The sequence below is a fragment of the Microbulbifer variabilis ATCC 700307 genome (assembly GCF_000380565.1).
Lineage (GTDB): Bacteria > Pseudomonadota > Gammaproteobacteria > Pseudomonadales > Cellvibrionaceae > Microbulbifer > Microbulbifer variabilis.
Window position 1 is genome coordinate 1 of record NZ_AQYJ01000024.1, and the last position, 12,287, is coordinate 12,287.

Sequence of the window (12,287 nt, forward strand, 5' to 3'; positions counted from 1 at the left end):
GAGGATCGTGGTGAAGACCCCGATGGTGATGGCCTGACGAATGCCCTGGAATTTGAGCTGGGTACAAACCCCATTAATCCTGACACTGATGGGGATAATATCCCTGATAATACAGATCCTTCACCGGCAGAGTAGGATATTAGTTGAGTTCTGGAGCCTGGAAGGGAAAGGCAATAATTTCGCTGGTTTAGCAGGGTATTGATAGCTTCGAGGTGATTTTTGGAGCGGCATTTGCCGCTCCAAAAAATTAACGCAATAAGTTGGATTTCTTAACATCCGGCTTCTGCGCCGCACGGTAAATCAATGCAATCTTGCCAATCTCTTGCACCAGTTCCGAGGAGGATTTCGCACAGAGGTCGCCCACGATCTGGTGGCGAACTTCACGGTCGGCAATCATTAATTTGACCTTGATCAGCTCGTGATCTTCAAGCGCACGCTCCAGTTCTTCCATCACGCCATCGCTGAGCCCATTGCCGGCTACAGTCACCACGGGTTTCAGGTTGTGACCGAGAGAGCGAAGAGCTTTTTTGCGGTCGGCGGTTAAAGGCATACAATACTCCATTACCACTTTGTGGATATCGATGTGGAAGCAGCCACAGACCTCGATTGTCACCAGCAGACGTTTGGGACATGCGCGGTCTGTGGCCGCTCTTATAATTAAGCTGTAGTGATTGTAGGCATTGTACCTGATGGGCCGATCTAAGAGCAGCCACCGTTGGTTGCGTGAACATTTTAATGACCAGTACGTCAAGCAGTCCCAAAAAGAGGGCTACCGCTCCCGTGCCAGCTACAAGCTGCAGGAGCTGCACAATAAGGACCGCTTGTTCAAACCGGGCATGACGGTTGTCGACCTGGGAGCGGCGCCGGGTGGCTGGTCCCAGGTCGCAATGGAGCTGGTGGGGCACAAAGGCCGGGTTTTGGCGTCTGACATATTGCCTATGGACCCTCTGGCGGGCGTGGACTTTGTACAAGGCGACTTTACCGAGGAGTCAGTGCTCAATGAGCTGCTGCAACACTTAGGTGATGATCTGGCAGACCTTGTGATTTCCGATATGGCCCCCAATATGAGTGGGATACGCGACGTGGATCAGCCCGCCTCCATGTATTTGGTGGAATTGGCTGTGGATATGGCTCGCCAGGTTCTGAAACCCGGCGGGGCCTTCGTTGCCAAGGTGTTCCAGGGCGAGGGTTTTGACGAGCTGATTCGCGATCTACGCGGCAGCTACAACAGTGTTGTGACCCGTAAGCCCGGTGCTTCCAGGCCCCGCTCCCGCGAAGTCTACTTGGTAGCGCGTGGTTTTAAGGGCGGTTGAGGCGAGCGGTGTATTTCTGGTCTGGGCGCCCGATATGGTATAAGCGATACCAAGATCGGGGGCAGGGCTGTTGACCCCCGCACCTATACTGGTTTGAATCAGTGTCGATGTGACCGGCGTTGCCGGATGAACGGATTTTGAGTGCGAAAGCGAGAGGGCTATCCCTTTGAATGATATGGCAAAGAACCTTGTACTGTGGTTGATCATCGCGGCGGTGCTGCTGATGGTATTTCAGAACTTTAAACCGCAGTCACGGGATGAGGCTCTCAGCTATTCCGACTTTGTTCAGGATGTGCAGTCGGGCCAGATAAAAAGTGTGGTTGTAGATGGCCTGGTGATCACCGGGGAGAAGGCGGATGGCAACCGCTTTAAGACTATCCAGCCACAAATCATTGATGACGAACTCACTAATGAGCTAGTGCGCAGCAATGTGCAGTTCGTCGGTCGTGAGCCGGAGTCCCCCAGTATCTGGCAGCAGCTGTTGGTTGCCAGTTTCCCGATTCTAATCATCATCGCTGTATTTATGTTCTTTATGCGCCAGATGCAGGGCGGTGCCGGTGGGCGCTCTGGCCCAATGGCCTTTGGCAAGAGCAAGGCGCGTTTGTTGGGCGAAGATCAAATCAAAACCACCTTTGCCGACGTTGCGGGTGTGGATGAAGCAAAAGAGGAAGTGCAGGAGTTAGTTGAGTTCCTGCGTGACCCGACCAAGTTCCAGCGCTTGGGCGGCAACATTCCACGTGGGGTCTTGATGTGCGGTCCTCCTGGTACTGGTAAGACTCTGCTGGCTAAGGCTATTGCCGGTGAGGCCAAAGTACCATTTTTCTCTATTTCAGGTTCCGACTTTGTAGAGATGTTTGTCGGTGTGGGTGCTTCCCGCGTACGCGATATGTTTGAACAGGCCAAGAAGCAGGCCCCCTGTATCATCTTTATCGATGAGATTGATGCTGTTGGTCGCCACCGTGGTGCCGGTGTGGGCGGTGGCCACGATGAGCGCGAGCAGACACTGAACCAGTTGCTAGTGGAGATGGATGGTTTTGAGGGTAGTGAAGGGGTGATTGTTATTGCCGCAACTAACCGCCCTGATGTGCTTGACCATGCCCTTTTGCGCCCCGGCCGTTTTGATCGTCAAGTATTTGTGGGTCTGCCTGATATCCGTGGACGTGAGCAGATCCTTAAAGTGCACATGCGCAAGGTGCCTCTGGATGACAAGGTCAATGCCCAGACTATTGCTCGTGGGACTCCCGGCTTTTCCGGTGCTGATTTGGCGAACCTGGTAAATGAGGCAGCCTTGTTTGCTGCTCGTGCAAACAAGCGCACTGTGACTATGGAAGAGTTCGAACGTGCCCGTGACAAGATCATGATGGGTGCCGAGCGTAAGTCCATGGTTATGAATGAAAAGGAAAAAGTGAATACTGCTTACCATGAAGCTGGTCACGCTATTATTGGCCGCCTGGTGCCGGAGCATGACCCTGTACATAAGGTAACCATTATTCCTCGTGGCCGCGCGCTTGGAGTCACCCAGTTCCTACCGGAAGAAGATAAGTACAGCCTTTCCAAGCGTGCGATTGAATCGCAGTTGTGCTCTCTGTTTGGTGGGCGTATCGCTGAGGAAATGACTTTGGGTATCGATGGCGTAACGACTGGGGCCTCCAACGATATCGAGCGAGCCACTGATTTGGCGCGCAATATGGTGACCAAGTGGGGGCTTTCCGAGAAACTGGGTCCGCTGCACTACGGTGAGGATGACAGTGGACAGCCAGGGCAGGGCAACCCTGTTTCCGGTAAGACCTCCAATGAAATTGATGAGGAAGTACGCCGTATTATTGATAGCTGCTACGAACGAGCGAGTAAACTGCTCGAGGAAAACAGGGATATTCTTGAAGCGATGAAAGATGCGTTGATGGAATATGAAACCCTGGATGCAGAGCAAGTTGATGATTTGATGGCTCGCCGTAAGGTACGCCAGCCGCGGGACTGGCAGGACAATAATTTTGGTTCTGGCGGTAACAGCTCTACCGGCGAAGCGGATACTGAGACTCATGAAGCTTCTACCGAAGCCGATAAAAGTAATACCGTGGGCGGCCCGCTGAACGAGCATTGAGCTCCAAACAGAATTACAAGGACATAACTAACGGAATGCCCGATCGGAGATAAGGCGTATGCCTATTCCGCTCTGGCATTCCGTTTTTTTATCTTTGACATGAAAATTATTTGTGGAAAACATGCGCTGGACTTATCCCAGCCTGTTGTTATGGGGGTCCTGAATACAACACCGGACTCTTTCTCTGACGGCGGCAGCTACTATGCTGGCGGAAGCCTGGACCTGTCTCTGGTTCTGTGTCGAGCTGAACAGATGCTGATGGCAGGAGCTGCCATTCTGGATGTGGGTGGTGAGTCCACCCGCCCAGGAGCAAGCCCGGTTTCGGAACAAGAGGAGTTAGATCGGGTTATTCCAGTTGTTGAGGCTATTAGCTCGAACTTTGAAATTGTAATTTCTGTCGATAGCAGTACTCCTGCGGTGATGCAGGCCGCTGCCGAAGTTGGGGCAGGCTTAATTAATGATGTTCGTGCTTTGGAGCGGCCTGGGGCCTTAGAAGCTGCGGCGCAAACTGGATTACCAATTTGCCTGATGCATATGCAGGGACAGCCAGGTAGCATGCAGGCGGCGCCTTCCTATGGAAATGTAGTGGAGGAAGTTGCCGCTTATCTGGAGCAGAGAATCGCGATATGTGAAAGCCGGGGAATAGTACGCGAGCGGCTTATCATTGATCCGGGTTTCGGCTTTGGAAAAACTGATGCGCATAACCTAGCACTATTACGTGGTTTATCTCAGCTGGCCCCCTCCAATATTCCTATCCTTGCCGGGTTATCTCGCAAGTCAATGATCGGGCGGCTGCTAAAACGTGAAGTGGATGAAAGGCTGCCTGGAAGTCTGGCTCTCGCCATGATGGCTGCGCAGCGAGGAGCTAAGATCCTGCGGGTCCATGACGTCGCAGAGACCGTGGATGTGTTGCGCTTACAACAAATGGTTGACCGCGAAGGCTAACCCGTTCCACTGACAAAGTTAAACCGAGCCGCTGGGAAATTTCTGTATTTTCCGCAAAATAAAAAAGCGGTATTTGACGTTACTGAGAAGAGTTATGGAAAGAAAATTTTTTGGCACTGATGGTATCCGTGGGCGAGTGGGTGAAGGCGCGATTACCCCGGATTTTATGCTGCGATTGGGATATGCTGCCGGTAAGGTGCTGGGAAAAATGGCTGGCGAGAAGCGTCCGGGCAGACCCTGTATTTTGATTGGCAAGGATACACGGGTTTCCGGTTATATGTTTGAGGCCGCACTGGAGGCTGGCTTGATAAATGCCGGCGTGGATGTGGGATTGCTTGGGCCAATGCCAACGCCTGCAATCGCCTACTTAACCCGGACTTTCCATGCGCGCGCAGGTATTGTGATCAGTGCCTCTCACAACCCTTACCATGATAACGGTATTAAGTTCTTTAGTGCTGAGGGTAGCAAGTTACCAGATCAGATAGAGATGGAAATTGAGGCGGCGCTGAGCCTGCCTATGGAGACCGCAAAGGATCTCGGCAAGGCCCACCGAATTGATGATGCTGCTGCTCGCTATATCGAGTTCAGCAAGGCATCTACTCCCTGGAACTTCTCCCTCGATGGGCTCAAGATCGTATTGGATTGCGCCAATGGAGCGACATACCATATTGCCCCGAAAGTATTCCGTGAGCTTGGAGCCGAGGTCACAGCCTTGGGTGTCAGTCCTGATGGAATGAATATCAACCTTGAGTGCGGCTCGACCCAACCCCAGCAGCTCCAGAAGGCAGTGCTGGAACAGGGAGCGGATTTGGGAATTGCATTCGATGGCGATGGTGACCGAGTACTATTTGTGGATCGTAACGGTGAACTCGTCGATGGCGACCAGTTGCTTTTTATTATCGGCTTGCACCAGCAAGAGTTCCTTGGTGGGTGTAAAGGGGTGGTCGGCACCCTAATGAGTAACTATGGGTTCGAGCTGGCCTTGCGAGAGCGCAATATCCCATTTGAGCGGGCAAAAGTCGGGGATCGTTATGTCCTGGAGAAAATGTCTGCAAATGGTTGGATGCTGGGTGGTGAATCTTCGGGCCATATTATCTGTGCTGATGCCTCCACCACCGGTGATGGTATTGTTGCTGCACTTCAGGTACTTCGTGCTTTGCGTGAATTTAATGAGCCCTTGCATCAGCTCAAATCGCGTATGAGAATGCTACCCCAGCACATGATTAATGTGCGACTGGGGCATAGAGATGGTGTAATTGAGCACCGGGACGTGAGAGCGGCCGTTAGCGATGCAGAGGGCCAGCTTGCCGATAGTGGACGTGTACTCTTGCGCCCATCAGGCACTGAGCCACTGATTCGGGTAATGGTAGAAGGACGCGACAGTGCACTGGTTGAACAATTGGCAAAACAGATTTCCTCCGTGGTTGAGCGGATAGGGAATAGCTGATTCCGAATTGAAGAAAGCTTGGTAAGCTGGACTGAGCCGGGTATACGGTAAAGTCGTATATTTTTGGTTGTATGTTGGCGGCAATGTCGCTAAGATTTGCGCCCCTTGAAGGAGCACACATGCGAACACCGCTGGTAGCAGCTAACTGGAAAATGAATGGCAGCCGAGAGTTTGCCGAGCATTTTTTTGCAGACCTCGATCTGGAGGGAGTGACTTCCGACGTTGTTGTATGTCCGCCATTCCCTTACCTCCCCTTGGTTGCTCAGGTAGCGAAGGATAAAGGCAGCATTTGGGTCGGCGGGCAGAATATGAGCCAGGAGCCCGTAGGGGCTTTTACTGGTGAAGTTTCTGCAAACATGTTGCTCGACTGGAATGCCCGATATGTAATTGTCGGTCATTCTGAGCGCCGTAGCCTCTACGCAGAAACCAATGAGCTGGTAGCGAAGAAATTTGTTGCTGCTCAGCGGGCTGGCCTGATTCCCATTTTGTGTGTGGGAGAAACCCTTGAAGAGAGGGAAGAGGGGCGTACTCTAGAGGTTGTTACTGCACAAATTGCGGCGATAAGTGATCTTATTGATACAAACGCCTGGAAAGACGCTGTTGTTGCTTATGAGCCAATTTGGGCCATAGGCACAGGAAAAACTGCGACTCCAGAGGAAGCACAGAGTGTGCATCAGTTTATCCGTGCTCAGCTCGGTAATATTGGTGCTGAAGTGCAGATTTTATATGGCGGTAGTGTAAAATCCGCTAATGCCGGCGCGCTGTTTGCGCAGGCTGATATTGACGGTGCCCTTGTTGGTGGAGCCTCGCTTGATGCGAAAGAGTTCGCTGCAATTTGCCACGCTGCAATCTAGATTACAGCGGGTGGATTAGGGAATACTGAAAACGGGTTGGTTCAACCCCGGCAGAGAGTTTCCAGAAAATGGAAAAATTGGTATTAGTCGTACACGTTCTGACAGCGTTGAGCATTATCGGTTTGATTTTGCTGCAACAAGGTAAAGGCGCGGAAGCAGGTGCCTCTTTTGGTGCGGGTGCATCACAGACAGTTTTTGGTAGTCAGGGTAGCGGAAATTTCTTTTCTCGCTTGACAGCAATTTTTGCGACGGTATTCTTCGTCACCAGTTTGGGGCTGGCCTTTTTGGCTCGTCAGAACGCCGATGCTAATGTCGATGCAGACCTGCCGCAAATACCTGCTGTAATAGAGCAGGGCGCCCCTGCTACAGAGTTGCCCGAAATCGAAAGTGATATCCCGCAACTCGAAGCAGATTTGGAATCTGGTGATGTTCCCCAGGCTCCCACTGACAGTGACTCCACAGAGTCTGAAGCTGATCAGGAAAATGAGGAACAGCAGTAAATTTTAAGCCCAGGTGGTGGAATTGGTAGACACGCTATCTTGAGGGGGTAGTGAGCTATGCTCGTGCGGGTTCAAGTCCCGCCCTGGGCACCACATCAAGATCCGAAGAAGTTCGGAATCATCCAGAAAGCCCGGTAAATCCGGGCTTTTTGCTATCTGGAGGGTACAGCCCCCCCGCTCTTGTTCGTTGTCATCCGGTGCTATATTTGGTGCTACCTGGTTCAATTTAGAAACTGGTAACACCACTATGGCTCTGAATGCCCAAACCAAGCAGGTCAAACCAAGCGACAAGGACCAGTGGCTAACAGATGGCCAGGGGTTGTGCTTGTGCTCAAATCTACTGGAGTAAAGTATTGGCCGCGTGGATGCCGATTCCAGGCAAAGCAATGAACGCTGGCTCCGGGATTGCCTATAGCAGAAGTAGTAAAAGTTGCAGGAATAAATTTGCTATTCGTAGGAGGCGTGCCTCTTTTGGTAGAAAGCACATTGAAAAACACCAGGTGAGATTCGAATAGACTGAAATTTTTCTGCAGCTGTGGAAGAGTGATGAAATTATCAAAAAGGGATTTAGGCAGAAGGGATCGCCGATCATGTGCGAGCCAGGTTAAGAAATAATATCTTCTTTCAAATTGGGCAAAGGCCTAACACCTACCTGCATTCCCAAGATGAAATTTCTGTTGTCCGTCATATTGAGGAGCGGGATGTAATGCATGTTGCTCTACGGGTTTTGCGGGATATTCGCTGAATTTGTTGCTATGCCGTTCAGTTTGGCAAACTTGCTCATAGTTCCACAATTGTCTTGGCGGAGCAAAATATAGCTGGGAAACTAGTTACTGTACTTTCACTTCAAGAATCCGTAAGTCAATAATTTAGTTTGACGGCAGGCTTCAGCGAACAGTATGTGGCTATCTAGCACCCAATGATAGATAGGTAAATTTTCCCTGCAAGAAGTGAGGCCATTATTCATTATGTAGCTATGCCAGGGACTTGCAGGGTTCGCACTTGGGGCTTCTTACAAGTCAGCAGATAGAATCAAACTTTAATGTGCTCTTCGGAGTGAGAGCAACCCGAACTCTTCTGTTTAGCTAAGTAAAATTAGCTCCCCAGTCTGATTATTTCTAAATGGCACCGCGGTACATTCTATTAAGAGTAAAGTAGGGGTGAAGTTCAGCGTTTAATTGCCAGCGCCATAAATGATAATTGAGCTGAAATCCTTTGATTTATAGTGCGTCAATGTAATTGAGCTGACTGAGTTCGATACTTACTTGTTAGTAAATAAAAGGGTATTTATACTGCTGCTGCGTATGTTAATTTTTTAAGGATAAAAAATGAAGTGTTTTAAAGTTGTGTTATTGGTGTTGGCTTTTTTGCTCTCCAGCCCATTGTTTGCGGAAGTGGTTGCAATTGCTGGTGTTAAGCATAGTGTTACAGATTTTTTCCATAGTTCAGATACCCGGCGCATTGCAAATATTGAAATCTTCGGTGATAGTGGACAGGAAATTACCTTTGATATTACCGCAATCGTATCAGGTCTAGGAGAAATTAAACCAGACGTCATTTGTCGCTCTTCATACGCCAGAGAAAATTGTTATACCATGGATCGTCCCAAGATCTATGATTTTGTTTATGACATCAGGATGACAGCTAGCTGTATTGCTGAGGATGGTAGCAAAATTGCAATAGGAGCTGATAGGGACAACAAGAATATCTACACCAACGTACCTATTTCAGAGTTGCGTAAAGAGGTAATCTTAACTATCGATAATACCTTAATTACAGAAGGCAAGTGCGATAATTTAACAGTCGATATTCAGGGTGATATGGACGTGATCCAAGATGTAGATTTAGAAGTTTATATTTACGAGGTATTTTAGTTCGTAGATTGATAGTGCCGGTAGAAATACCGGCTATCCTATAGTCGGACTCTGTTTCAATGTAATATCCGTTACTGATTGTGGACTTATTATAAGACCCAAGTTAAACCCTTTGAGAATCTAAAATTACCTTGTATTGAGAAAAGTATGAGACCCCCTATCTTTGAGTAATTACTTAATATTTGGTATGGAGCTGTAGAGCTTGGGTTTTAGTTGTATCTCAAATTAGCTAGGCACTTAATAAGAACATGAGCTTAATAAAGCTGCTATTTTCTATGCGCTCGAGCGCCACTACTCCCTGATAGTTGCATAATGCAATTATATGAATAAATTTTATTTTTCTTAATTTTGTGGTGTTGCTTGCTGGGGGGGCAATGTCTTAACCACATGTCTTAGATAGATCGTCTGTATATCGTAGTTTATAAAAGTTAAGAGCGTTTTCAAAAATCTCTTAAGATTGCCACTTGGTCCTGTTTTGGAATTATTTATTTTTATTAAGCCTGTTTGTTGAAGCCATGATTAATGAGATTCTTTAAGATTTAAGGGGTGTTTACATTGGCCGTTGATAGAAGCTTAAAACTTTTAATATAAGCCTTATAAATCCAAGCAGCCAAAATCCTCGATGAGCTAGTGAAAATAATAGCATCACTTTAAGGGGCGTGAGTTCAATATCCAATAACCACAATGACCTCGGTCTCTATAGGAGGGCAATATTAATGAACTGGACAGTTACTCTACTGCTAAATTAATGAAGAGCCCTGGTCAATAAACGAAAAAAATACCTATTAATTGAGATAGATCATTTTATTGGGAGAAGAATCAATTAAATTTAGAATGTCTATTAGTGAGAGCCGATAGGCCATCAAATATTTATAGCGAGACCTCCAAGTATCAAGGTGAATGTAATTTCTGGTCCTTATGAAAAGGATTGGTAATATTGCTGCAATAAAACTGGATAGTATTTGATCAGGGAGGATCAAAGTGAATCTTATTAGTGACTCATGGATACCGGTAATTCGTCAGGATGGAGCAAGAGTTAAAGTCACCCCCTGGCAGATTACGGATCGGGATAATTCGATCCTTGATATTGTGACAGTACGTGCAGATTTTCGTGGGGCTTTGTATCAGTTTCTGATTGGCCTGCTACAGACTACTTTTGCACCGAGAAATGTGAATTCTTGGGGGAGGCTATATCAGGAATCCCCTTCACCAGAGTCACTCAAAGCTGTTTTTTCATACTATGAAAATGTGTTTGAGTTAATGGCTTGGACCGAGCCAGCTTTTATGCAGGATCTGGGTTTGGTTACTGGTGAGTCCAAGCCGGTTGTCTCCTTATTGATTGAAGCGCCCGGTAATAAAACCTGTAAGGCAAATTTGGATCACTTTATTAAGTGTAACCAGGTTCAAGGTATGTGTCCTAGCTGTGTTGCCACTGCTCTTTTAACCTTGCAGATTAATGCCCCTTCAGGTGGGCTGGGGCATAGAACCAGCCTGCGTGGCGGAGGCCCTTTAACCACGCTGCTAATGTCGTCTTCAGATGAAAGTAGTCTCTGGCAAAAGCTCTGGCTGAATGTATTACCAATGGAGGAAATACCCACTAGGCCGAGTAATAAGGATACCAGTGTTTTTCCTTGGCTGGCTCCTACACGACTTTCCAACACCAACGGGATGCCTACTTACCCCGAAGATACACACCCTTTGCAAATGTACTGGTCCATGCCTCGAAGGATTCGCCTGGATCTGGCGACATTACATATTGGCTCATGCGACTTATGCGGCGAGCACTCTTCTTCTTTACTTAGTCATTTTATATCCAAGAACTATGGTGTCAATTACGATGGTGCTTGGCTTCATCCGTTAACACCCTATCGATTTAATCCAAAGAAAAAGAGCCCACCAATCAGTTTAAAGGGGCAGCGGGATGCAATCGGTTATCAACGCTGGCTTGGCCTGTTATGGCATGACGATACTCTAGGTGATCGTGCCAGTGCAACTGTGCATTATTTTAATAAGGAGTATGGTGAATTAATTAATGAAAAGACTGGTGGTAATCATCTGAGTTTGTGGTGCTTTGGATATGACATGGACAACATGAAGGCCCGCTATTGGTCCGAATACCAAATGCCTGTAATTTTAGTAAAGCAGCACGAACAAGTGCATTTTGTTGAGCAAGTAAGTTTGCTAATAAAGATGGCAAGAGATGTGTTAAAGGCACTGCGCTTTTATATCAAATCTGTGTGGTTTCCTCAATATAAAGAAGCTAAAGGCAATCTTTTATTTATTGATCGAAATTTCTGGAGAATTACTGAGCCGGAATTTTACAAAATGCTGAGCATCCTCTCCACACACTCTCAAGAACTAAAATCTGTGTCACAAAATATGATAGCAAGCTGGTACAGAACTCTTAAAACTGTTGCAGAAGAAAGTTTTGATCGGTGGATACTTGACAATTTTGTAGAAGATTTAAATCAGAAAAGAGTTTTTGGAGCTAGGGAGGGTCTACAAGCCAAGTTAAGTCGTATGGCCAGAGTGAATTTACTGGATAGTGACGCTGAATTTGAGCAAGGAGAGAGCGTGATGGCGAGTTATCAATTTCTCAAAAGTGAAGATGTTTCGAAACTGCGTGCATGGCATACCTGGCTCAATACGTTAGAGGGACGCGCAGACCGTGCGCGGCTACGGCGTGCTGTAGAACCAATGGACGCTTTGGTTACTTCAGCATTCATTCGTTTTTTGAAGGCAATGCCCGACCGTTGGCAAAACAACGAAGATATTCGTCTGGAGGATGCTGCACTTGTAGCGACTTTGGCTGCTCACGTTAGCAGTGATACTCCTAGAGATGTGGCGAAAACAATTGCTCATTCTCTAGCTACTGTTGATGAAGGAAATGGACGGCCGGTGATGAGTGAGATGCGCTTTTCCCAACTGCAACGGAGTAGAGACACTCCTGAATTTTATCGACGTCTGGTCAGGGCTCTAAGATTACTTAGTGGAAAAGCAGATATCGCCAGTCTAGCTAATGATTTGTTGCATTGGCAGCATGAAAGGCGAGTGGCACCGGTGCGAAATGTAAGGGAGCGATTGGCTGTTCGTTGGGCAACGGACTATTACGCAAGGCTGTTAGATTATTAGTTAGTCTCAAGTTTAATATTTTTTAGTCAGCGAGTTGATTTTCAAATTATGAACTTCCTTTAGAGTTCTTATCGGTATCAAAGCTGGCGTGAGTGCTTTTGAGCGAACAATCGTCTCAAAA

10 protein-coding genes and 1 tRNA gene are annotated in these 12,287 nt (G+C 47.7%); 10 read left to right on the forward strand and 1 reads right to left on the reverse strand.

Annotated features, from left to right (window positions below; genetic code table 11):
- The coding region (locus G367_RS27095) for a hypothetical protein (RefSeq protein ID WP_020412373.1) at positions 1 to 135 on the forward strand (135 nt) is incomplete at its 5' end.
- Positions 136 to 247: 112 nt separating this feature from the next.
- Here G367_RS27095 and yhbY read toward each other — a convergent pair.
- Positions 248 to 550 carry a ribosome assembly RNA-binding protein YhbY gene (gene yhbY / locus G367_RS0106840; protein WP_020412374.1) on the reverse strand — a complete coding sequence of 101 codons (303 nt, stop codon included), beginning with the start codon at positions 548 to 550 and terminating at the stop codon, positions 248 to 250.
- A 139-nt stretch (positions 551 to 689) separates the two neighbouring features.
- Here yhbY and rlmE point away from each other — a divergent pair, with 139 nt between their 5' ends.
- The 9 genes from rlmE to casA all read left to right on the forward strand — a co-directional run bounded on the left by rlmE (position 690) and on the right by casA (position 12,166).
- Positions 690 to 1,313 carry a 23S rRNA (uridine(2552)-2'-O)-methyltransferase RlmE gene (gene rlmE / locus G367_RS0106845; protein ID WP_020412375.1) on the forward strand — a complete coding sequence of 208 codons (624 nt, stop codon included), beginning with the start codon at positions 690 to 692 and terminating at the stop codon, positions 1,311 to 1,313.
- A 175-nt stretch (positions 1,314 to 1,488) separates the two neighbouring features.
- On the forward strand, positions 1,489 to 3,414 hold the full coding sequence (gene ftsH, locus G367_RS0106850) for an ATP-dependent zinc metalloprotease FtsH (RefSeq protein ID WP_020412376.1): 1,926 nt from the start codon (positions 1,489 to 1,491) through the stop codon (positions 3,412 to 3,414).
- 99 nt (positions 3,415 to 3,513) lie between these two features.
- A complete protein-coding gene (gene folP, locus G367_RS0106855) occupies positions 3,514 to 4,359 on the forward strand; it encodes a dihydropteroate synthase (protein ID WP_020412377.1) in 846 nt (281 codons plus the stop codon).
- A 94-nt stretch (positions 4,360 to 4,453) separates the two neighbouring features.
- Positions 4,454 to 5,806 (forward strand): phosphoglucosamine mutase, encoded by a 1,353-nt coding sequence (glmM, locus tag G367_RS0106860; protein WP_020412378.1) that lies wholly within the window; start codon positions 4,454 to 4,456, stop codon positions 5,804 to 5,806.
- A gap of 119 nt (positions 5,807 to 5,925) precedes the next feature.
- Positions 5,926 to 6,660 (forward strand): triose-phosphate isomerase, encoded by a 735-nt coding sequence (gene tpiA, locus G367_RS0106865; RefSeq protein ID WP_020412379.1) that lies wholly within the window; start codon positions 5,926 to 5,928, stop codon positions 6,658 to 6,660.
- A 68-nt stretch (positions 6,661 to 6,728) separates the two neighbouring features.
- Positions 6,729 to 7,160, forward strand: a complete 432-nt coding sequence (gene secG / locus G367_RS0106870; protein ID WP_020412380.1) for a preprotein translocase subunit SecG — start codon at positions 6,729 to 6,731, stop codon at positions 7,158 to 7,160.
- A 7-nt stretch (positions 7,161 to 7,167) separates the two neighbouring features.
- Positions 7,168 to 7,253: transfer RNA gene (locus G367_RS0106875), tRNA-Leu, on the forward strand.
- Positions 7,254 to 8,488: 1,235 nt separating this feature from the next.
- Positions 8,489 to 9,034: a hypothetical protein gene (locus tag G367_RS0106890; RefSeq protein ID WP_020412382.1), complete on the forward strand. Its 546-nt coding sequence runs from the start codon at positions 8,489 to 8,491 to the stop codon at positions 9,032 to 9,034.
- A gap of 981 nt (positions 9,035 to 10,015) precedes the next feature.
- Positions 10,016 to 12,166 carry a type I-E CRISPR-associated protein Cse1/CasA gene (gene casA, locus G367_RS24960; RefSeq protein WP_020412383.1) on the forward strand — a complete coding sequence of 717 codons (2,151 nt, stop codon included), beginning with the start codon at positions 10,016 to 10,018 and terminating at the stop codon, positions 12,164 to 12,166.
- Positions 12,167 to 12,287 lie beyond the last annotated feature (121 nt).